This is a genomic window from Flagellimonas nanhaiensis, from assembly GCF_003382275.1.
Taxonomy (GTDB): Bacteria; Bacteroidota; Bacteroidia; order Flavobacteriales; family Flavobacteriaceae; genus Flagellimonas; species Flagellimonas nanhaiensis.
In genome coordinates this window covers 79,877-100,910 of record NZ_QTJX01000005.1, presented here as the reverse complement: position 1 = coordinate 100,910, position 21,034 = coordinate 79,877, and the positions used below count along the sequence as shown (strand labels likewise).

General features: G+C 41.2%; 22 protein-coding genes. 11 read left to right on the top strand and 11 right to left on the bottom strand.

All coding sequences use genetic code 11. From position 1 onward, the window contains the following. Window positions 1–26: 26 nt before the first annotated feature. The gene (locus DX873_RS16395; RefSeq protein WP_232520963.1) at window positions 27–536 is read right to left on the bottom strand and encodes a GNAT family N-acetyltransferase; all 510 of its coding nucleotides are present in this window, start codon (window positions 534–536) and stop codon (window positions 27–29) included. Window positions 537–557: 21 nt separating this feature from the next. Here DX873_RS16395 and DX873_RS16390 point away from each other — a divergent pair, with 21 nt between their 5' ends. After that, on the top strand, window positions 558–1,199 hold the full coding sequence (locus DX873_RS16390) for an O-methyltransferase (protein ID WP_116185574.1): 642 nt from the start codon (window positions 558–560) through the stop codon (window positions 1,197–1,199). Here the strand turns inward: DX873_RS16390 and DX873_RS16385 are convergent. The 6 genes from DX873_RS16385 to DX873_RS16360 all read right to left on the bottom strand — a co-directional run bounded on the left by DX873_RS16385 (window position 1,165) and on the right by DX873_RS16360 (window position 6,623). Continuing rightward, window positions 1,165–1,737 (bottom strand): phosphatase PAP2 family protein, encoded by a 573-nt coding sequence (locus tag DX873_RS16385; protein WP_116185573.1) that lies wholly within the window; start codon window positions 1,735–1,737, stop codon window positions 1,165–1,167. The genes DX873_RS16390 and DX873_RS16385 overlap by 35 nt on opposite strands. 3 nt (window positions 1,738–1,740) lie before the next feature. Then, window positions 1,741–2,019 (bottom strand): Sec-independent protein translocase subunit TatA/TatB, encoded by a 279-nt coding sequence (locus tag DX873_RS16380; RefSeq protein ID WP_116185572.1) that lies wholly within the window; start codon window positions 2,017–2,019, stop codon window positions 1,741–1,743. An 87-nt stretch (window positions 2,020–2,106) separates the two neighbouring features. Further along, complete coding sequence (locus tag DX873_RS16375; protein ID WP_116185571.1) at window positions 2,107–4,419, bottom strand: M1 family metallopeptidase; 2,313 nt, start codon at window positions 4,417–4,419, stop codon at window positions 2,107–2,109. Between the two features lie 61 nt (window positions 4,420–4,480). After that, the gene (locus DX873_RS16370; protein ID WP_116185570.1) at window positions 4,481–5,008 is read right to left on the bottom strand and encodes a DUF6702 family protein; all 528 of its coding nucleotides are present in this window, start codon (window positions 5,006–5,008) and stop codon (window positions 4,481–4,483) included. 87 nt (window positions 5,009–5,095) lie between these two features. Next, on the bottom strand, window positions 5,096–5,893 hold the full coding sequence (locus tag DX873_RS16365) for a hypothetical protein (protein ID WP_116185569.1): 798 nt from the start codon (window positions 5,891–5,893) through the stop codon (window positions 5,096–5,098). Continuing rightward, window positions 5,883–6,623 (bottom strand): carboxypeptidase-like regulatory domain-containing protein, encoded by a 741-nt coding sequence (locus DX873_RS16360; protein ID WP_116185568.1) that lies wholly within the window; start codon window positions 6,621–6,623, stop codon window positions 5,883–5,885. Before DX873_RS16360 ends, DX873_RS16365 begins: the two co-directional genes overlap by 11 nt. A 215-nt stretch (window positions 6,624–6,838) precedes the next feature. Here DX873_RS16360 and DX873_RS16355 point away from each other — a divergent pair, with 215 nt between their 5' ends. The 5 genes from DX873_RS16355 to DX873_RS19195 all read left to right on the top strand — a co-directional run bounded on the left by DX873_RS16355 (window position 6,839) and on the right by DX873_RS19195 (window position 11,813). Further along, complete coding sequence (locus DX873_RS16355; RefSeq protein WP_147296681.1) at window positions 6,839–8,743, top strand: hypothetical protein; 1,905 nt, start codon at window positions 6,839–6,841, stop codon at window positions 8,741–8,743. Beyond that, on the top strand, window positions 8,743–9,909 hold the full coding sequence (locus tag DX873_RS16350; protein ID WP_116185566.1) for a gliding motility-associated C-terminal domain-containing protein: 1,167 nt from the start codon (window positions 8,743–8,745) through the stop codon (window positions 9,907–9,909). The genes DX873_RS16355 and DX873_RS16350 overlap by 1 nt, the downstream gene beginning before the upstream one ends. 81 nt (window positions 9,910–9,990) lie before the next feature. Next, window positions 9,991–10,725: a M15 family metallopeptidase gene (locus DX873_RS16345; protein ID WP_116185565.1), complete on the top strand. Its 735-nt coding sequence runs from the start codon at window positions 9,991–9,993 to the stop codon at window positions 10,723–10,725. A 39-nt stretch (window positions 10,726–10,764) separates the two neighbouring features. Next, window positions 10,765–11,529, top strand: coding sequence for a M48 family metalloprotease (locus DX873_RS16340; protein ID WP_116185564.1), 765 nt, complete (start codon window positions 10,765–10,767; stop codon window positions 11,527–11,529). 116 nt (window positions 11,530–11,645) lie between these two features. Further along, a complete protein-coding gene (locus DX873_RS19195) occupies window positions 11,646–11,813 on the top strand; it encodes a DUF6747 family protein (protein ID WP_313777751.1) in 168 nt (55 codons plus the stop codon). Window positions 11,814–11,910: 97 nt separating this feature from the next. On the opposite strand, the gene DX873_RS16335 is transcribed toward DX873_RS19195, so the two are convergent. Beyond that, the gene (locus DX873_RS16335) at window positions 11,911–12,297 is read right to left on the bottom strand and encodes an ankyrin repeat domain-containing protein (protein ID WP_116185563.1); all 387 of its coding nucleotides are present in this window, start codon (window positions 12,295–12,297) and stop codon (window positions 11,911–11,913) included. Between the two features lie 207 nt (window positions 12,298–12,504). Here DX873_RS16335 and gpmI point away from each other — a divergent pair, with 207 nt between their 5' ends. Genes gpmI through DX873_RS16310 form a run of 5 tightly spaced genes read left to right on the top strand, consistent with a single transcriptional unit; the run spans window position 12,505 to window position 18,251 of the window. Continuing rightward, entirely contained in the window at window positions 12,505–14,022 is a 1,518-nt protein-coding gene (gene gpmI / locus DX873_RS16330; protein WP_116185562.1) for a 2,3-bisphosphoglycerate-independent phosphoglycerate mutase, read from the top strand. Between the two features lie 11 nt (window positions 14,023–14,033). Beyond that, window positions 14,034–16,166, top strand: coding sequence for a glycoside hydrolase family 97 protein (locus DX873_RS16325; protein ID WP_116185561.1), 2,133 nt, complete (start codon window positions 14,034–14,036; stop codon window positions 16,164–16,166). 60 nt (window positions 16,167–16,226) lie between these two features. Continuing rightward, entirely contained in the window at window positions 16,227–17,045 is an 819-nt protein-coding gene (map, locus tag DX873_RS16320; protein ID WP_116185560.1) for a type I methionyl aminopeptidase, read from the top strand. 40 nt (window positions 17,046–17,085) lie between these two features. Next, the gene (locus DX873_RS16315; RefSeq protein WP_116185559.1) at window positions 17,086–17,460 is read left to right on the top strand and encodes a GxxExxY protein; all 375 of its coding nucleotides are present in this window, start codon (window positions 17,086–17,088) and stop codon (window positions 17,458–17,460) included. 26 nt (window positions 17,461–17,486) lie between these two features. Continuing rightward, complete coding sequence (locus tag DX873_RS16310; RefSeq protein ID WP_116185558.1) at window positions 17,487–18,251, top strand: class I SAM-dependent methyltransferase; 765 nt, start codon at window positions 17,487–17,489, stop codon at window positions 18,249–18,251. Here the strand turns inward: DX873_RS16310 and DX873_RS16305 are convergent, their stop codons facing one another. The 3 genes from DX873_RS16305 to nqrF all read right to left on the bottom strand — a co-directional run bounded on the left by DX873_RS16305 (window position 18,252) and on the right by nqrF (window position 21,033). Then, window positions 18,252–19,256, bottom strand: a complete 1,005-nt coding sequence (locus DX873_RS16305; RefSeq protein ID WP_116185557.1) for an FAD:protein FMN transferase — start codon at window positions 19,254–19,256, stop codon at window positions 18,252–18,254. Then, the gene (locus DX873_RS16300; RefSeq protein ID WP_116185556.1) at window positions 19,257–19,616 is read right to left on the bottom strand and encodes a Na(+)-translocating NADH-quinone reductase subunit F; all 360 of its coding nucleotides are present in this window, start codon (window positions 19,614–19,616) and stop codon (window positions 19,257–19,259) included. A 106-nt stretch (window positions 19,617–19,722) separates the two neighbouring features. Beyond that, window positions 19,723–21,033, bottom strand: coding sequence for an NADH:ubiquinone reductase (Na(+)-transporting) subunit F (nqrF, locus tag DX873_RS16295; protein ID WP_116185555.1), 1,311 nt, complete (start codon window positions 21,031–21,033; stop codon window positions 19,723–19,725). Window position 21,034 lies beyond the last annotated feature (1 nt).

Genomic DNA, 21,034 nt, shown 5'->3' with positions numbered 1-21,034 from the left:
CAATTTGTGAAAGTATTTTAATCAAATCAGTCCAATCGCATTTCAATGAGATGACTTTTGAACCCTACTTTTTCATAGGCCTTGATTGCTGGAATATTATCGCTGTAGACTGTTAATCGAACTTCTGTGAAACCATTTTCCGAAGCCCATTGTTTTAAAACCTTGATAATTCTGGCATTGATTCCCTTCCCCCTAAAATCTGGGCGAGTGTACATGAAACCCAGGTAGGCATACCATTCATGATCCAGATAATGTCTTGCCCTTTTGGGAATTCCATAGCCTGATGCCACTATTTTTTCATCAACCTCCGCCACCAAAACACAGGCTTTGTCATCTAAAACCATCTGTTTAAGATCATAGTAGCTTATAGGGTCTTTATCAATGGTAACATCAAAAGGACGTTCAGCTTTTATAAGCTCTTGTTCAAACTCAAGTAAAATAGGTAAATCCTCAGGTCTCGCATTTCTGATCTTTGCATCATCAGTTAGCATAATGGTAAAAAGTTTAAATGAGAAAACAATGTAGCTCTTTTCCATATTTTTGCGAAAAATATATCCATGCATTTTCTCTCTTCTTTGTTGGAAAAATATATTTCGGACCATTCGGAACCAGAACCGGAATTGCTATCAGAACTTACCAGGGAAACCCACTTGAAAGTAGTTCGACCCCGAATGATCACAGGACACTTTCAAGGTAGGGTCTTGAGCCTGCTCTCTAAAATAATAGCACCAAAATATATTCTTGAAATAGGCACTTATACTGGCTATTCTGCCATCTGTTTGGCAGAGGGGCTTCAAAAAACAGGAAAATTGCATACGATTGAAGTCAACGAGGAGCTTCAAGATATGCAGCGTAGGTATTTTGAAAAAAGTGGGTACGGAAACAACATCAAACAACATATTGGAAATGCTCTGGAGATTATACCCAAATTAGATCATTGTTTTGACCTGGTTTTTATTGATGCCCACAAGGTAGAGTACGATGCCTATTTTGAAGCAGCCCTAAAAAAAACAAGACCTGGTAGTGTAATTCTTTCTGATAATGTACTCTGGTCCGGAAAAGTGATAGAACCTCTTCAAGAATCCGATAAGGCCACCGCTGCTTTGCTAGCTTATAACCAAAAGCTTAAAGATGACCCGAGAGTGGAATCGGTTCTCTTACCTATTAGGGATGGTTTGACATTGAGTAGGGTGCTATAAACTGTTTGTAGAGGAAATAGAAAAAAATTGCCGAAGCTATTCCTACCAAAGCTCCAACCATGATGTCAGTTGGGTAATGGACCCCAACATAAATGCGGCTGTAAGAAAACAGTAAAGGCCAAATAAAAAACAAAGGAGCCCAAAAAACTCTTTTACGCAAGAAAAGGTACATTAACATGGTAATGGCCAGAGAGCTCGAGGCATGCCCTGAAAAGAAGCTATAGTCTGTTGGTGTTTTTAATATCCGTAGGAGATCATTGATGTCCTCTGAATTGTTTGGACGTAGACGCGCCATAAATGTTTTGGTGAGAAACGTGATAGAGGTTATAAAGGCAATCAAACCCGACAATGTTAGAAACTTAAGAACTGCCTCTTGCCTTGGAAACTTTCTGAACAACAGCACTAAGAAAAGTACAAAAAGTGGAATCCAGGTGGCAATATTGGTTATAATGGACCAAAATGTATCATAGGTCTCAACACCCAGACCATTGAGATAAATCAATGTTTCTCGGTCCCATTCCAGTAATTTTTGTAACATGGATTATTTGGTGCTTCGTTTAACGGCGCCCGTAACCTCATCTACATTTTTCTTGACCTCATCCAACTCTTTTCGGATATCTTTTGTAAAATCCGTATCAATGCCCTGTTTTTCGGCACTTTTCTGGATTTCCCGTTTTATGTCGTCGGTGGCATCTCGAAGTTGGCGCATGCCCTTACCAAGACCTTTGGCTATTCCGGGAATTTTATCGGCACCAAAAACCATCACCACAATAAAAAGGATGAAAAAGATTTCTGCACCGCTGATGAATAGAAAATACATGAAACAAATATAATGAGAACTTATATGGAAAATAAAAAAAGCCCCGTGAAATCACAGGGCCTTTAACAAAGGTTTTACGGTATTGTCCTATCCTTTAATGTTTTCCTTGAAGTTCTCGAAGTCCGACTTCTCCTCTTTCTTAGGCCAAGCATTATTGGTAGTATCAATATCCGCTGTTTCCAGTTTTGGATCTATTACGATTCCTACCAACTCCTTTTGGGAAGAAATCACTCTTCTGACCTCATCATCATTTTTTCTCCATATTTCTGGTGGATAGGTAACACTTTCCGTTGTTCCATCGGCATAGGTGTACTCCACGATCAAAGGCATTGGAATACCGCCTGGCTTGTCAAAGGTAATCTCATAAAAGTACTTAGGTTCTTTTACCTGAGTTCTTTCTGCTTCGGTCATATTGTCCATCATAAACTCTTTCAAGTTTTGTGATGTCTCTGTAGGTGACTTGCCTTTAAGTTCTGGCATAAAATCGTCGCTGTCCTCTTCCGCCAAATAAACCAAAGGAGGGAAATCTGACTCTGAAAGATTACGATCTTCCATGTATTTTTTCATCTCTGCAGTAGGCTCGTTGGTGACATAGTATTTTTTAACACCTTTGACCCCTATATCCACATAATCCGTGGTATAGAACCAGCTTCTCCAGAACCAATCCAAATCCACCGCAGATGCATCTTCCATGGTACGGAAGAAATCCTCTGGGGTTGGGTGCTTAAATTTCCAACGTTGTGCGTATGTTTTAAAGGCATGATCGAAAAGTTCTGGCCCCATGATGGTCTCCCTAAGTATGTTCAACGCTGTTGCCGGCTTTCCATAGGCATTAGGTCCTAACTGATATACATTCTCTGGATTGGACATTATTGGCGAAATATGGCTTTGATCTCCACCCATGTATGGGACTATCTTGGCCGCCTCTCCTCTTCGAGAAGGGTATTTTTCATTTGGTGCAATCACATCTGGATTGTTCCTTCCAAACTCTTGCTCTGCCAAATATTGCATGAAAGTATCCAGACCTTCGTCCATCCATCCCCATTGACGCTCATCGGAATTTACGATCATAGGGAAGAAGTTATGGCCTACCTCATGGATAATTACACTGATCATTCCATACTTGGTTCTGTCTGAATAGGTTCCATCTTCGTTTGGACGACCATAGTTCCAGCAAATCATTGGGTATTCCATCCCCTGGTTTTTGGCATGGACGGAAATCGCCTTGTGATATGGGTAATCAAAAGTATGTTTTGAATATGTTTTCAAGGTTTGTACCACAGCTTTGGTAGACTGCTCTTCCCAGAGTGGGTTACCTTCTTTTGGATATAGAGAAACAGCCATTACGTCTTTTCCTCCAATCTTAACGGCCTGCATATCCCAAACAAATTTTCTGGAAGTAGCAAATCCGTAGTCACGTACATTAGTAGCCTTGAATTTCCAGGTTTTTTTCTTTTCAGAAAAGCCTTTTTCCGCTGCCTCAGCTTCAGCCTGGGTTACAATAACCACAGGTTTGTCATAAGATTTTTTCGCTGCTTTGTAGCGTTTCATCATCTCTTTGGAGAAAACCTCGTCCCTGTTCTGTAAAACACCGGTGGCATCCAATACATGGTCTGCTGGTACGGTGATGTTCACATCGTAATTTCCAAATGGAAGGGCGAACTCACCACTTCCCCAAAATTGATGGTTTTGCCATCCTTCCACATCGCTATAGACAGCCATTCTTGGGAAAAACTGTGCTATTACGTAGGCACGGTTGCCATCTTTAGCAAAATATTCAAATCCTGACCTAGCCCTGTTTACGGTATGATCAGGTATGTTGTACCACCATTTAATGGAGAAAGATACTTTTTCACCACTTTTAAGGGCCTGGGGTATATTTACCCGCATCATGGTCTGATTAATGGTGTAAGATAATGGTCTACCATTGGCATCCTTTACAAATTCGATATTGAAACCACCATCAAAAGGCTCAGTGATATAGGTTTGGGTAAAATTACCAGCTGTGTAAGCAATGTTCACCCCATTTCCATTTCTTAGGGGAGATTTAGAGTCCTTTGCCCGGACATTTTGATCTAGCTGTACCCACAAGAATTCCAAATCATCCGGAGAATTATTATGATATGTAATGGTTTCTTCCCCATAGATCTTTGCATTTTTATCATCCAACTCAATATCCATCACGTAATCTGCCTGCTGTTGGTAATAATCTGGTCCGGGAGCACCGGAAGCCGACCTGTAAGTATTGGGAGTAGAAAACTCTTCGTACAACTGTTTAAATTTGCTCTGGTTGTAATGGCCTGGTTCTCTTTCGGGTTTAGCTTCCCCTTCTTCTTGCGCTATGGCCATAGCTCCTATCAGGAACAACGCAGAAGCAAAAAAGTACTTGATTCTGTTCATTTTCTATTTGATTTTAAAACGTGGTAAAATAGCTCTTTTTTAACCAATTGTTAACAATACGTTACAAGTTTAACATTCCTTTATTATTCTCCCGAATCAACACAAAACTCTTTTTTTGATCTTTCCATTTAAAATGGACAATGTTTTGTTGTTCTTCGAACATATCGGTAAGAATTTCATTTTGTACTGCGATGGTTTTCACCTCTGAAAGATTAACATTGGGCAACTCCAAATAACATACGACCACATCATTGTCATAGCGTTTCCCCAAAAAAGAATATTTGGCTGTTTCACCATTGAGTTCTATAGAAAACTTTGCATTAAAATATTTTTCAATATAGGCATCCGCAATACTTGCCTCTCCGGGAGTGGCCAATTCTGCCTCAATGCCATAACGTTCCTTTAGGACATCGTCCAAATCATCAATGAAAATTCTACTCGTTATCTGAAACGCAGAATCTTTTTCGGAATAAACCATATTGGTCACACTTACGTAGAATTTATGTGCCGTAGCAAAAGACATCAATATAACTGCCAGCAACAGTGTTCCCAGTGTTTTTTTCTCGTACATTGTAATAATAGACTTCATAATCAGAATTATGTTACATTTTTATAGGAATTTTTGCTCTCTATAATTCCCATGGAATCTATGGCAAACTGTATGCCAAAGAAAAGACTAATCCAATTTGTTGTTTTCCCTATAGGCCCGGCTTTTTAACACCATAAAATCCCATATCAGCAACTTGTCCTTTGAATCAACCACCTCTTGAAATTCTTCATCCACCTCACAGAAGTACATAAAATCATCCACTTTTTCCAAAGGAATTTTTAGCGTGGCCACAAAAAGAGAGTCCACATAAAAATCCTGGACACGTTGGGTCCGCGCATATTTTTCATCCACTTTTACCCTATTCTTCAACATTTTGGTACGGCCGGTTATAGCATTGATTATCGGGTTTAGTCCAACAGCCAAAGGACGACTGAGAGAATACATACCGGATGATGCTTCTTGTAATTTCCGTTCACTTTGTGTGATTACTTTAACATTTGCATTTGGAAGCCCCAAAGCTTCGGCCCCAACATCTTTTGGAAGGTCAAGATTGGACACATCTTGGTTTAAATCCCCTGATAGATTATAAGGCTGGACCACTACTTCTCTGAGTTCATTTACAAATTCTTCCAAGGGTACCGTGATAAAATTTGTGTTGAAGATCACCTCATTTACAGGCAGCATCTTCCTTTTAAAATGCACCGCCGAAAATGCCAATGTATCATTAAGCTGGACCTGAATGGAAAAATTTCCGTTCACATCGGTAATCACAGCCTTTTTAGAAGAAATATTCTGTATCACAACCCCTACTACATCCCTGCCTTCTGCAACAACCCTACCGTTTAGGTCCTTGAGCTCATCTTGCTGGGCAGCAGCATTGAAAACCAATATTAAAAGAAATGGAAAAAGAAATCTATTCTTCATTCAACGTGGTCAGATAAGCTTTGCTCTGGGTTACCAAGAAATCTATGAGCTGGAACTCATTTTCCTTGCGCAATAAGGTTTGTGATGGAATTTTATCATCGCAATACAGCAAGAATGCATCAATCTTGTCCTGAGGCAATCGCAAATCCGCCACAAAAAACTCATCATCATAAACATGGCGCAATACCTCACTTACCTTTAGCGCTGGCCTTTCTTGTCCTTCAGTTGTGCTAGGCTTGAAGAGTGCCTTGAAAATATTCACAAAGTTCAACCCATCTCGCATTCCTCGAATAGTGCGCGATTCTGCTACGTTCTCAACCTCAGTGCTACGATCGATTTCATATTCAAATTCTTTAAAATCCTCATTTTTCACTTGAAGAAATCGCTCCTGGTTTTCTGGGGTAACCACCACTTCGTCCAATTCCCTGATCTTTTCAGTGACTTCCACCACCAAACGATTGTTTCTTAAAATCTCCGCTGATATTGTAACCACTTCCAACTGATAATTTACTGCCGTAAACACCAATTGGTCTCCCAATCTTACTAAAATGGCAAACTCACCGTCATCATTGGTTATGGTGGCCACTCCTGTGGTAGAATTAATTACATTTTCATTGGGCACATTGGAGCTTCGGTACAGTACCTTGCCCCTTAGTATTTGACGGCCATCTTGCGCCAAAGAGATTCCAGTAAACATCAAAAAAAACAGTATCGCAATCGTGTTTCTCATACAAATTGACCTTTAGCCCAAGGTAAAGAAAACCTTTGAAGGGTATATAAAAAAATAAACCAGTTCTAAACTTTTGTTAATTCTATAAAATTACCAATACCAAAGGTACGTTCCGTTCACCCTTGAACTTCGTATTTTGACGGTAATAATTAGAATAATCCCCCCATAAGATTAGATTTGCCCTTACGTTTGTAAATCCTCAAATAACAAACACTGTGAAAACACAAATAATTTTTGTGATCATTGGCCTACTTATGATCAACACCCTTAGCGGGCAGATTAAAATTGGTGACAATCCTCAAAACATTGACCCAACTTCTGTTTTAGAACTGGAAAGTACTTCACGTGTATTGGTAATCACACGTCTTACAGATGCACAAATGGGCAGCCTTTCCCCTTTGAGAGGAGCAATAGTCTATAATACAGACCAAGACTGTCTTCATTATTATGACGGTACGAGTTGGATCAATATCTGCGAAGCATTTGACAATTCTTTTACGGTAAGTACCAATGCTGTGTTCAATCTATTTTCCAGAGATAGTACGGTAGTGGTCACACAGACCGATACCAACTATAATTTTGAAGTCAACCAGATTACCGGCGAGAATATTGTGGACACCTCTATCAATGGTGCCAGTGAAATCCAACAAGGGTCCATTACCGGCCTACAACTTCAGGATTCCACAGTTACTTTTGACAAGTTAGCTAGAGGAGGAAACACTGGGGATCTATTGAAATGGAATGGCGCTCAATGGGTTTTGGAAAATGAAAGTGTAATTGATATTACCGAAAAAGATAGCATTGTTGGAAACGAAATATTGGATGCCCGGCTAGGGGGTTCTTTAGAACGCTTTGGAGCTGGCTCCGATATTGATCCTTTTACCCTTGATGTATTAGACGGAGGGATAGGAAATGATGAATTGGCCCCTAACGCTGTTACTACGGATAAAATTTTGGATGGTGAAGTGAGCACGAATGACATTTCAGACAATGCCATTAACTCTGCCAAGATTGAAGATGGCCAAGTAGATACCCAAGATATAGCGGATGATGCCATAACTATAATTAAAATGGGATTAGGTTCCGTGGGAACAAACCAAATTGTGGATGATGCTGTAACCAGGGTAAAACTGGAAAATGGAATCAATCCGGGAGAACTAATGCAGTGGGATGGAACCAACTGGGTTTTGATCAATGAAACAGCTTTAAACATAACAGAGGTTGATGGGGATCCAGAAAACGAGCTGTCTGACATCGGTGTGGATGCCAGCAACATCCTGACCCTGAGCAACCCCGCAACACCGGGCAACCAGGTGGACCTCACGCCCTATGTCAACGACGACACCAACGAGCTCTCCGACATCGGTGTGGACGCCAGCAACATCCTGACCCTGAGCAACCCCGCAACACCGGGCAACCAGGTGGACCTCACGCCCTATGTCAACGACGACACCAACGAGCTCTCCGACATCGGTGTGGACGCCAGTAACATCCTGACCCTGAGCAACCCCGCAACACCGGGCAACCAGGTGGACCTCACGCCCTATGTCAACGACGACACCAACGAGCTCTCCGACATCGGTGTGGACGCCAGCAACATCCTGACCCTGAGCAACCCCGCAACACCGGGCAACCAGGTGGACCTCACGCCCTATGTCAACGACGACACCAACGAGCTCTCCGACATCGGTGTGGACGCCAGCAACATCCTGACCCTGAGCAACCCCGCAACACCGGGCAACCAGGTGGACCTCACGCCCTATGTCAACGACGACACCAACGAGATACAAGACCTTACACTGACCGGAAATACACTGGCTCTTTCTGCAGACGCAACCACTGTAAATCTGGCTATAAAACCGATTACATCTCTTGTCACTGATGACACTCTAGACAATTCACACTATACTGTTTTATTAAATGCTGGTATAAGCAATTTAGGATTTCCAGTCGCAGGCGGTGCTAATACCGGAAGGATTTACATTATTAAAAATATATCTGGAGGACTTGTTAACACAGGTAGTTATCAAGATCTTCTGAATACAACTCAAACAACCATCAACAACAACACGACAATTACCATACAGAGTGACGGAGCTACTTGGCAGCAAATCAACTAATGAAAAACCTCCTCTACATACTATTTCTGTTTTCCCTTATCGTTCAAGCCCAACAAGGTCTGTACAACGGTAGTGGAGCTATTCGTATCCATAATGGAGGCAACATAGGATTCCACACCAATTTGATCAATGACGCTGCCTTTGACCAAAATCAAGGTCTGGCTGGTTTTTACGGAAACAATGTATTACAGGTACAAGGAAGTATCCCCCCAGACTTTCAAGATTTGGAGATAATGACAACCAGCAACCTATTTTTACAGAATTCCATTAACGTAAGTAGCAATGTAAATTTCATCGACGGCAATATACTTACCCCAAAAAATGATGAGACCATCTTTCTCAATTTTTCGGACCAAGGTTTTTTTACCGGCGAGAATGATACATCTAAGGTAACGGGGTTTGCTGCCATAATGGACCGAAGTTTTTTCTCTTTTCCTGTTGGGGACCAAGATCAATTACGTCCTCTTATGATAGATTCAGAAGCCAATTCTTCTTTGGCCATTTGTGCTTATTTCTTTGAAAATCCCTCCAATCCTTCATCAATTTTGGAAAGCTTCAATATAAATGAAAAATCAAGGGAAATTGGAACTGTATCCAATAGGGAATTTTGGGTTCTGCAAAGCAGTGTTCCTGCTACCGTGACCATCAGCTGGAACCAACGTAGTGCATTATCACTTATTCCCAATGCCACTTTTGAGTCCATTTTAGTAGTTGGATGGAGTAAATCTTCAAATCGATGGGAGGTTATTGGGAATACAAGTCAAGGTGGTGACCTCAACCAAGGGTTTATAACCTCTCAAACATTTACTCCAAGTGACTATGCCGCCATCACTTTTGGTACCGTTCCATTACCCAAGGATACTTTTGCGGTCAATAACCCAACTTTGGGCAACTACTACATAAGTCCTAATAATGATGGACTCAACGACTTTTTGGTCATTGAAGGTTTATCTGATTCGCCGAACAACAGCGTGCTTATCTATAATCGTTTTGGTCAAAAAGTTTTTGAAAAAAGTAATTATGTGGATGAGTTCACTGGTGTTTCCAACACTGGAAGCTTAATCATGAGCCAAGATATTGGTTTGCCCGAGGGAGTTTACTATTATCTGGCTACCCTCGATGACCTTGAGTTGGAATATACCGGTTTTCTTTTTTTAGATCGATAAGCGGTTTTTTGGAAATCTTCATGGGCTGATTCAACCAAAAAGACTGAAAAATACTTCTTAACTTGGTCCAAAATCATTTCTATGAAAAGAAGGACCTTCATTAAGACCACATCTGTTTCCGGTCTTGCTTGCACAATACCTCCAATTTTTACAAGGTTCAACGACCCGGTCTTTACAACCTCAGAATTAATGGGAAAGGCAGATATTGATTTGTTTGGCGAAGGAATCAACCTTAGGAAAGATGCCTACGAAGCCTTTATCAAAATGAAAAAAGCGGCGTATTCACATGGTTTTGACATTAAAATGGTCTCCAGTTTTAGGGACTATTACAGACAGCTGGGAATTTGGGAACGCAAATATTTGCGATTTACCGATGAAGATGGACTGTCTCCTCTTGATGCTATCGAAAAAATCATTGAATATTCCACCATACCGGGTACCAGCAGACATCATTGGGGAACAGACATAGACATTATTGATGGTTATCCTAAATCATCAGGAGACGTTTTGGTTCCAGAAAAATTTGAAAGTGGCGGTCCATATGAAGGCCTGAAGCTTTGGTTGGATGAGAATTCGGAAAAGTATGGTTTCTATCTAGTCTATACCAAAGAACCTAAAAGAAGGGGATTCAAATATGAGCCATGGCATTACAGTTACGCCCCTATATCCATTCCCATGCTATCGGCCTACAGAAAGCTCAATATTGTTCACTTACTTAGAGAGGAGGATTTCTTGGGCTGCGAACACTTTACCTTGGGCTTCCTGAAGACCTATATCCAAGACAATATTTTGGATATTAATCCCGCTCTTCTATAGGTCATTTTTTGTATCTTGACTTCGCTATAACACTAACACATGAGAAGAGGAAGTTGGAAAATTCGCGTTCTGATCGGATTGGCCATTGTGGCCTTTGCCTTTATCCGAAGATGTAACAACAAAGAGGAAAACCCCTATACCGGAAGAATTCAAAACATAGACATGACCGCTGAGCAGGAGATCGCTATTGGTCTGCAAAGTCGGGGCGAAATGGCACAGCAACACGGGGGGCTTTATCCAGATGAACGTATGCAGGCCCTTGTGGATGCCGTGGGGCAAAAACTGGTAAGAAATAGCATAGCTAGAGAAACACCGTATGAATTTGATTTCCACTTATTGGCAGACGATAGGACCATCAACGCCTTTGCCCTTCCCGGAGGGCAGTGCTTTATAACCTATGCCCTGTTCTCTCAACTCGATGAAGCCCAACTTGCGGGTGTCTTGGGGCATGAAATTGGCCATGTGATCGGAAGACACTCTGCAGAGCGTATCGCTGAAAGCACCTTCTGGCAGACCTTGGCCACTGGGGCTTCCGTTGGTGGAGATATGGGAGGCTTGGTCAGTGGAATAGGCCAAAATACCCTTTTAAAGAATGGTAGAGGTGATGAATTGGAAAGTGATGAACTTGGAGTATTGTTAATGATTCAATCTGGATATGACCCTTATCAAATGATCAAGGTGATGGAAATCTTAAAAGCTGCAGCGGGACCAAATAGAGTACCAGAGTTTCAAAGCACCCATCCAGACCCAGAAAATCGTATTGAAAAAATAAAAGAGGCCATCAAAAAATATTCAGGTCGATGATTTGTTCTGTTTATCGATAAAAAAGTGGTTTTGGCTGGATTTCACTACCTTTGAACGACCCCCAAATCTCAACTATTTTCTTTTTGCCCATTTGTGCTATCTAAAGAGGAGAACACATGGGAACACTATTACATTTTAAGCACCTCTACAATGAGGCATTTGACGACTGCAAGCCCAGTTACGTGGTTGTTTTATTAAAGGGATATTCAATATTTTGCGCCATTTTGTTTTTGATGGCATTATATGCTTTTCTTTATAGAGCATTCACAGGTTTTGATTTTTAAACCTTAAGGCTTTACTCTTTTACAAGAACACTAAATGTAAATGAACAAAAAGGCCCATCCTTAAGGATGGGCCTTTTTTGGATGAATAAACTCCTGTTTATTTTTTCATAGCGTTTTCAATGACCTCCAGGGCCTGTGTGGCATTGGACATTTCAGCATATCTTTTGGCTGTATACCCCTTGTCAGATCTTTTCTTTAGGTTGGCTCCGTTTTCAATCAGAAGTTTCAAAATCTCGGGTTGATTGTAACGAGCAGCAAAATGAGCTGGTGTCATTCCCAGTGATTTTCTGTTGACGTCCTCACCCAACTCAATTAGTTTTTTTACAGTTTCAACATCACCTTTCATTATGGCTTTACAAAAGGTGTTTGGCTCAAATGCAACCGAGTAAACATCGGTACTACCTGCTAAGGAGGGTTCGTTGGCAGAAATGCCATTAGCAACTAACATGCAAATAGCTGTTAGCGCAAGGATTGTTTTTTTCATGATGAATAATTTTTGATTATAGAATTACTTGATACAAAAATAGACTCCCCTACAGCCCAAATGTTACAGCATTAACAGTTAAATAACCAAATTTTAACAATCCCGTATTTGAAGGCCTTAAGAATTCACAAATCTGCAATCAGAAAACCCCTAAAACACTAGGGGAAACAGTAAGATTACGCTAATTTTGAAGTACAATTTTACATCATGAACAAAAAGGTAATCCTAATGATTTTGGATGGTTGGGGAAAGTCTCCAGATCCAAAAGTTTCCGCTATTGAACAAGCCAATACTCCCTTTGTAGACTCGCTATATTCAAAATATGCCAATGCCACTTTACTTACAGATGGTATGAATGTAGGCCTTCCTGAAGGACAAATGGGAAATAGTGAAGTAGGACACATGAATTTGGGTGCAGGAAGGATTGTATACCAAGACTTGGCCAAAATCAACAAGGCCGTTGCGGAAGACACTTTAAAAAGCGAACCTGTATTGAAAGAAGCATTTGAACATGCAAAATCGCAAAACAAATCAGTTCATTTTCTGGGGTTGGTGAGCGATGGGGGTGTACATAGCCATATTGACCATTTAAAGGCCCTGATCAAGGCTGCTCATGAAAGCGGAGTGCAACAATCCTTTGTACACGCCTTTACAGATGGAAGGGACGTAGACCCTAAAAGTGGAAAAGGATTTCTTGAGGATATTGTCAATTTCTGTTCGGATAAAAGCACAAAACTTGCCAGTGTTATTGGTAGATATTATGCCATGGACCGGGACAAAAGATGGGAACGTGTCAAATTAGCCTACGATGTAATGGTAAATGCGGTGGGCGAAAAAGTCCAAGATATTGGCACAGCCATGGAAAAAAGCTATTCTGAAGGAATCACCGATGAATTTATAAAACCCCTGGTACTGACTGATGACCATGGTAATCCGTCTGCTCAAATAAAAGAAGGGGATATTGTCATTTTCTTCAACTTTAGGACAGACAGAGGAAGGGAACTCACCCAAACCCTGAGTCAGCAGGACTTCCATGAGCACAACATGCATAAATTGGACCTTTACTATGTAACCATGACCAATTACGATGATACCTTCAAGGGAATCAAAGTAGTGTATGACAAAGAAAATATCAAGGATACTTTAGGGGAAATATTGGCCAGTCACAATAAGAAGCAAATACGAATTGCCGAGACCGAAAAATACCCTCATGTCACGTTCTTTTTCAATGGCGGTCGGGAAGAGCCCTTTGAAGGTGAAAAAAGGATTCTATGCCCTTCACCAAAGGTGGCAACCTATGACTTGCAGCCTGAAATGAGTGCGTACGATGTTAGGGATGCCATTGTTCCTGAGCTGGAAAAGGCTGAAACTGATTTTGTCTGCCTCAATTTTGCAAATCCGGATATGGTTGGGCATACAGGAGTTATGGAAGCTGCCATCAAAGCCTGTGAGACTGTAGATGAATGTGCCAAGGATGTGGTTACCGCTGGTCTAGAAAATGGCTATTCAAGCATCATTATTGCAGATCACGGTAATTGCGATACTATGATCAATCCAGATGGTACACCAAATACAGCGCACACCACAAATCCTGTTCCTTTAATCTTAGTGGATAATGATATCAAAGAAATCAAAGACGGTGTTTTAGGGGATATTGCTCCTACAATCCTAAAATTAATTGGAATACCTCAACCTGAGTTAATGACGCAAGATTCACTTGTTTAAAATATAGCCTTATGAAAAGAATAGCCGCTTTCTTTCTGTTGTTGCTTCCGTTTTTGGTCTTTGGCCAAGAACTGCTGTCCCCCAATTCAGAGTTTAAAATGGTGTTTGAAATCAGAGATGGAAAACCTACCTATCAACTTTTACTTGGTGAGAACAGTATTATTGAACAAAGTTCACTTGGTTTTGACCTTAAGGACATGGAAGATTTATTGGAAGGTTTTTCCGTCCTTTCCACAGAGCAAAGCACCTTTAATGAAACTTGGGCTCCTGTTTGGGGAGAACAGGGCGAAATTCAGAACCATTACAACGAATTGTTGGTGAAATTGGAGCAAAAATCCACCAACCGGTTCATGGATGTCCGTTTTAGACTGTATGATGATGGATTGGGTTTCCGGTATGAATTTCCGGAACAACCCAACCTTACTTACTTCATCATAGCTGAAGAGAAAACCCAATTTGCTTTAACAGGCGACCACACGGCCTTTTGGATTGCCGGGGATTATGATACCCAGGAATACGACTATACCACTTCAAAGCTATCCGAAATTTCAAGCTTGATGGACAAAGCGGTAACTCCAAATGCGTCCCAGACTCCTTTTTCCAAAACTGGAGTTCAAACGGCGCTTATGATGAAAACGGATGATGGAACCTATATCAACCTTCATGAAGCCGCACTGGTAGAATATCCAGGCATGCATCTGGAATTGAACCCAGAAAATATGGTCTTTCAATCGCATCTTACCCCAGATGTGTTGGGCAACAAAGGCTATATGCAAGCTCCCAGGCCTACCCCTTGGAGAACCATCATGGCCAGTAAGAATGCGGGTGATATCCTATTGTCCAATCTAACCTTGAACCTCAACGAACCTTGTGCCTATGAAGATACCTCGTGGATAAAACCAGTAAAGTATATTGGCGTATGGTGGGAGATGATTACCGGAAAAAGTTCCTGGTCCTATGCAGATGTGCCCAGCGTAAAATTGGGTGAAACCGATTTCTCAAGTCTAAAATCCAACGGAAGGCACGCTGCAAATACTGAAAAGGTAAAACGCTACATAGACTTTGCGGCCGAACACGGTTTTTCACAAGTGCTTGTGGAAGGATGGAATGTAGGCTGGGAAGATTGGTTTGGAAAATCAAAAGACTATGTCTTTGACTTTTTGACTCCTTATCCCGATTTCGATGTTGAGGCTTTACGGGATTATGCAATGGAAAAAAATGTGCGTTTGATGATGCACCACGAAACTTCTGGCTCTGCAAGAAATTATGAACGATTCATGGACAAGGCCTATCAATTTATGGCGGATAACAATTATAATTCCGTGAAGAGTGGTTATGTTGGAAACATCATTCCTCGGGGCGAATACCACTATGGCCAATGGATGGTGAACCACTACCTCCATGCCGTTAAAAAAGCTGCGGAATATAAAATTATGGTCAATGCCCATGAAGCAGTAAGACCTACGGGCTTAAGCAGAACATATCCCAATTTAATTGGTAATGAATCTGCCCGTGGAACCGAATTTGAAGCTTTTGGGGGAAATAATCCTGACCATACCACCATATTGCCCTTCACCCGACTGATTGGCGGTCCTATGGACTACACCCCTGGGGTTTTTGAACAGGACATCAGCAAATACAACCCTCAAAACAACTCTTGGGCAAATACCACGATAGCCAGACAATTGGCCCTGTATGTGACCATGTATAGTCCGTTGCAAATGGCAGCTGACCTTCCCGAAACCTATGAAAAACACTTGGATGCCTTCCAATTCATCAAAGATGTAGGTCTGGATTGGCAAACTTCATTGGTTTTGGAAGCCGAACCAGGGGATTTTATCACCTATGCCAGAAAGGAAAAAGGAACCCAAAACTGGTTTGTAGGTCGCACCAACGATGAAGAACCAAGAACTTCGAACATATCATTCAATTTTTTGGACAAGGACAAAGAGTATATCCTAACTCTATACAGTGATGCCAAAAATGCACATTATAAAACCAATCCAAAGGCCTATCAAATTAAAAAGTACAGGGTAAACTATAAATCCAAGTTAAGTCAGTACTGCGCTCCCGGAGGTGGTTATGCCATTAGTATTGTACACGCTGAGGATAAAAAAGAACTGAAAGGACTCAAAAGATTATAGCATCTTGTTGCGATTATCGGTGCTTCATGCGTTTTTTCAAATCGATGTATCTTTGCACCCATGATTAAAATTAAGACCGAAGAGGAAATAGAATTAATGCGCGAAAGTGCATTGGTGGTTTCACGTACCTTGGGCATGTTGGCCTCAGAAATAAAACCTGGAGCAAATCCGCTAAAATTGGATAAAATGGCCGAGGATTTTATACGGGAACAAGGCGCCGAACCGGGTTTTTTGGGGATGTACGACTTTCCAAACACCCTTAATTGGAGTCCAAATGCCCAGGTGGTCCATGGCATTCCAAACAATGAGCCTCTTAAAGAAGGGGATGTTATTTCTGTTGATTGCGGAGCTTTGAAAAATGGCTTTTACGGAGACCATGCCTACACTTTTGAAGTAGGAGAAGTAGAACCGGATACAAAAAAACTACTCAAGGTAACCAAAGAGTCCCTTTATGTTGGAATCCGACAATTCAAGGAAGGAAACAGGGTTGGAGATGTAGGTTATGCCATTCAAAAATATTGCGAAGACCATGGCTATGGGGTGGTTAGGGAGCTTGTGGGACATGGATTGGGAACTGATCTGCACGAAGACCCCCAAATGCCCAATTATGGCAAACGCGGAAGGGGCAAGAAGTTTATAAACGGTATGGTAGTGGCTATAGAACCCATGATCAATATGGGTACTCGTCGTATTAAACAATTAAAGGACGGATGGACCATATTGACCGCTGACGGAAAACCAAGTGCCCATTTTGAACACGATGTTGCATTGATTGACGGAAAACCTGAGCTACTCTCTACTTTTCAATACATTTATGATGCTTTGGGCATCAACAGTGATGAAGAAGAGGAATTCCGAAGTAAGAAATTGGTACTTTAGCGGTCAAGTTTGACACTAATTTCACCAATAACTCGAATAAATGTCCCAAATCATTTACAAACACGAGTCCTACTTTGTCATTGGTTTATGTATGGATGTCCATAATGAATTAGGTAAAGGATTCAGTGAAGCTGTTTATGGAGATGCTCTAGAAATTGAATTAAAATCAAATGGGGTACCTTATCAAAGAGAAGCCAAGTTCAATATTAACTATAAAGGAGAAATTTTAAGACATCACTATTTTGCCGATTTTGTGATGGACAATAAAATAATTCTGGAACTAAAAGCTGTAGAAAAAATAAGCTCCGGACACGTGAAACAAACATTGAACTATTTGGCTGCTTCCGAGTTAAAACTTGGAATAATTGTGAATTTTGGTGAGGATCAACTTACATATAAGAGAGTGTTACTTTAAGTAATTAGTGAAAATTCGTTTGATTCGTGTCCAAAATATTTAAATACCTACTCAACTTTTTTCCTCGTCCCTGGCTTATAAGAGCAAGTTATTGGGTACGTCCGTTGATTGCTCTTTACTATAAGGGAAAAACCTATACCGACCCTATTGACGGAAAAAGCTTTAAGACCTTTCTCCCTTATGGATATGAAAATCCAAGAGAAAATGTACTTTCTCCTTCCACCCTATCCCTGGAAAGACATCGGTTGTTGTGGCTATACCTTAAAAATGAAACGGATTTTTTCACAAAACAGCATAAGGTGCTCCATTTTGCTCCAGAGCAAGCCTTTTACAAAAGATTCAGGAAGTTGGAAAACCTGGAGTATACCACTACAGACCTTAATTCGCCCCTAGCTGATGTAAAAGCCGATATCTGTAATCTTCCTTTTGATGACAACTCTTTCGATGTGATCCTGTGCAACCATGTTTTGGAACACATCCCAGATGACACCAAGGCCATGCAAGAACTTTATCGTGTGCTAAAACCGGGCGGCTGGGGCATCTTTCAGATTCCACAAGATTTGAAAAGGGAAAAGACCTTTGAAGACGATTCCATTACGGATAAAAAGGAGCGCGCCAGGGTCTTTGGCCAATATGACCATGTCCGTATTTATGGAAGGGATTACTTTGTTAAATTAAGAAGCATTGGCTTTGAGGTTGAAGAAGTGGATTACACCCACAAGCTATCTCCCGAGGAATTGGAAAAATATCGTTTGGCCAAAGGAGAGATTATTCCATTGGTCAAAAAATAATTATTGGCTCACAAATTCTTCAAAACCTGGGGTCATATATTCTTGGGTAGCCCCATTTTCATCTAAAAATATTATATAGGCCTCCAGCTCATCGGCTTTTTCCAATATCTCTTGGGATTCCTTCAAATTCATGGCCATAAATGCGGTGGCATAGGCATCAGCTTCCGCACAGGTTTCTGCTACAACGCTGGCTGCCAAAACATAAGAGTTTTTGGTATATCCCGTTTTTGGGTCGATAGTGTGCACGTATTTTTCACCTGTCTCATCATCCACCCTAAACTTTCTATAGTTACCAGATGATGCCATGGCCTGGTTCTTCAATGACACAATCAATTTCAGTTGTCTACCAATTTCAACCTGGGGATCGTCTATACCTACCGTCCATTGTTTTCCAGAAAGAAGGTTTTCTCCTTTGGCCAATACTTCACCTCCAACTTCTACCAAATAGTTCTCAATACCCTTGGCATCCAGCATAGCCCCTAAGCGATCAATAGCGTAACCTTTGGCTACCGCGTTGAAATCAAATCGAATTGAGGAATGGGTTTTTGCTATGGTATTATCTTCGTTTAACTGGACTTTGTTCCATCCTACATAACCAAGCAAACTATCTACCCTAAGACTGTCCAACTCTATTTGTTCTCCCGGTCCGAAGCCCCATGCATTGACCAAAACCCCAATAGTAGGATCAAAATAACCGTTGGAAGCTTTATAAACCTCACTAGATACTTCAAAAACTTCTCTGAACATCTTATCTACCACAATAGTGGAATCTCCGTTATTGATCTTTGAAATATCTGAATCTGGGATATAGGTTGAGAGGGATTGATTCAACACCTGAAAAACAGAATCAATCTCCTTTTGAAAATTGTGTTCCTCATGGGCAATATATAGTATGGAATATGTTGTACCCAGGGCGTTTCCCCTATTTTGGTTCTTTACCCATGTCTTAGGGCTACATCCCCAAAAGGCAGTAGCTATTGCTAGTACAAGTATTTTTTTAAACATCTATATCTCTATTAATCCTTGATAGTCCACTATATATTCCTCATTCAAATACACCGGTAAATTTTGGTCGGAAGCATTGGAAAGTCCTACTCCCGCAAAATAGGTTCGAGCTTCAAATTTATTGGCGTGATTCTTCATTTTTTGCATCATTTCCTCATCGAACTCATTTGGGTCTTGGGGAAACATCACGTTTCTTACCACAATGAAATGTAAAGTTTTCGCCTTGAGACACACATACTGTGGATTCTTCTTGAGCTTGCTGTTAATGGCCATAAATTCAAACCCATTCGCCTCAAGTTCCTTGCCTACAATATTCATGGCCAAGTTATGCAATTCTTGTTCGGTCAATACTTTGCCCATAAAATCAAAAAAAACCGATGCCTAGGCATCGGTTAGTTATTATTACCTCTCGATGGTTCTGCTATGTTTTCAGAATTTCATCTCGAGGCTACACTTAAACATAAACTTATCCTCCAAAGTCATCAAACCTGATGTTCTCATCTGGGATACCAAAATCTTCGCCCATTTTCTGAACGGCTTTGTTCATCAAAGGTGGTCCACAGAAATACAACTCTATATCTTCAGGTGCTTCGTGATGATTCAAATAATTATCGATAACGCAGTTATGGATAAACCCGACAAAACCATCGCCTGTCTCATCATTAATGTCCGTTTTGACTTTCCAGTTGTCCTCCTCAAGAGGTTCGGAAAGCGCCATATAGAACTTAAAGTTTGGAAATTCTTTTTCCAGTTGTTTAAAATGGTCAATATAGAACAACTCCCTTTTGGAACGACCTCCATACCAGTAAGTAACCTTTCTATTGGTCTTAAGGGTTTTGAACAAGTGGTACAAGTGAGACCTCATAGGTGCCATTCCAGCACCACCGCCTACGTACAGCATTTCTGCTTCAGACTCGTTGATGAAGAATTCACCAAATGGTCCAGAAATTGTAACTGGGTCGCCCGGTTTCAATCCAAAGATATAAGAAGAAGCTACTCCTGGATTTACGTCCATCCATCCATTTTTGGAACGATCCCATGGCGGTGTGGCAATACGTACGTTCAACATGATCTCTCTTCCTTCTGCAGGATAAGAAGCCATGGAATAGGCACGCTCTACGGTTTCAGGGTTCTTCATGACCAACGGCCATAGGTTGAACTTATCCCACTCGTTCTGGAATTTATCCGGTGTCTCGTGTTCTTCGGGGTGAGCCGTAATGTCTATATCCGAATACTTTACCTCGCATGGAGGAATCTCGATCTGGATATATCCACCTGCCTTATAGTTCATTTCTTCAGGTATTTCCACCACAAATTCCTTGATAAAGGAGGCCACGTTGTAGTTACGCACCACTTTGGCAGCCCATTTCTTAATTCCGAAGACTTCTTCTGGAATGGAAATATCCATGTCTTGCTTTACCTTCACCTGGCAGGCCAAACGGGCACCTGACTGCAACTCCTTCTTGGAAAAATGAGGGGTTTCTGTAGGAAGCGCCTCTCCACCTCCTGCATGCACGTGGCACTCACATTGAATGCACGTACCTCCCCCACCACAAGCTGAAGGCAAGAATATTTTCTGATTCCCCAAAGTGGACAACAGGGAGCTCCCTGATGGCACCTCTATTTTCTTTTCATGGTTGATGGTAATGGTCACAGGTCCTGAAGGGGACAGTTTTTCCTTAGTGAACAGCAACAATGCAACCAATAACAACAATAATACAAGAAATGCTACTACTGTAATCAAGATAGTACCTCCGGTACTGGCGGCTAGAATCATT

Excerpts from the sequence above, each read along its gene's own strand:
- DX873_RS16395 (WP_232520963.1), bottom strand. The coding sequence starts at position 536 with ATGGAAAAGAGCTACATTGTTTTCTCATTTAAACTTTTTACCATTATG.
- DX873_RS16390 (WP_116185574.1), top strand. The coding sequence starts at position 558 with ATGCATTTTCTCTCTTCTTTGTTGGAAAAATATATTTCGGACCATTCG.
- DX873_RS16385 (WP_116185573.1), bottom strand. The coding sequence starts at position 1,737 with ATGTTACAAAAATTACTGGAATGGGACCGAGAAACATTGATTTATCTC.
- DX873_RS16380 (WP_116185572.1), bottom strand. The coding sequence starts at position 2,019 with ATGTATTTTCTATTCATCAGCGGTGCAGAAATCTTTTTCATCCTTTTT.
- DX873_RS16375 (WP_116185571.1), bottom strand. The coding sequence starts at position 4,419 with ATGAACAGAATCAAGTACTTTTTTGCTTCTGCGTTGTTCCTGATAGGA.
- DX873_RS16370 (WP_116185570.1), bottom strand. The coding sequence starts at position 5,008 with ATGAAGTCTATTATTACAATGTACGAGAAAAAAACACTGGGAACACTG.
- DX873_RS16365 (WP_116185569.1), bottom strand. The coding sequence starts at position 5,893 with ATGAAGAATAGATTTCTTTTTCCATTTCTTTTAATATTGGTTTTCAAT.
- DX873_RS16360 (WP_116185568.1), bottom strand. The coding sequence starts at position 6,623 with ATGAGAAACACGATTGCGATACTGTTTTTTTTGATGTTTACTGGAATC.
- DX873_RS16350 (WP_116185566.1), top strand. The coding sequence starts at position 8,743 with ATGAAAAACCTCCTCTACATACTATTTCTGTTTTCCCTTATCGTTCAA.
- DX873_RS16345 (WP_116185565.1), top strand. The coding sequence starts at position 9,991 with ATGAAAAGAAGGACCTTCATTAAGACCACATCTGTTTCCGGTCTTGCT.
- DX873_RS16340 (WP_116185564.1), top strand. The coding sequence starts at position 10,765 with ATGAGAAGAGGAAGTTGGAAAATTCGCGTTCTGATCGGATTGGCCATT.
- DX873_RS19195 (WP_313777751.1), top strand. The coding sequence starts at position 11,646 with ATGGGAACACTATTACATTTTAAGCACCTCTACAATGAGGCATTTGAC.
- DX873_RS16335 (WP_116185563.1), bottom strand. The coding sequence starts at position 12,297 with ATGAAAAAAACAATCCTTGCGCTAACAGCTATTTGCATGTTAGTTGCT.
- gpmI (WP_116185562.1), top strand. The coding sequence starts at position 12,505 with ATGAACAAAAAGGTAATCCTAATGATTTTGGATGGTTGGGGAAAGTCT.
- DX873_RS16325 (WP_116185561.1), top strand. The coding sequence starts at position 14,034 with ATGAAAAGAATAGCCGCTTTCTTTCTGTTGTTGCTTCCGTTTTTGGTC.
- map (WP_116185560.1), top strand. The coding sequence starts at position 16,227 with ATGATTAAAATTAAGACCGAAGAGGAAATAGAATTAATGCGCGAAAGT.
- DX873_RS16315 (WP_116185559.1), top strand. The coding sequence starts at position 17,086 with ATGTCCCAAATCATTTACAAACACGAGTCCTACTTTGTCATTGGTTTA.
- DX873_RS16305 (WP_116185557.1), bottom strand. The coding sequence starts at position 19,256 with ATGTTTAAAAAAATACTTGTACTAGCAATAGCTACTGCCTTTTGGGGA.
- DX873_RS16300 (WP_116185556.1), bottom strand. The coding sequence starts at position 19,616 with ATGGGCAAAGTATTGACCGAACAAGAATTGCATAACTTGGCCATGAAT.
- nqrF (WP_116185555.1), bottom strand. The coding sequence starts at position 21,033 with ATGATTCTAGCCGCCAGTACCGGAGGTACTATCTTGATTACAGTAGTA.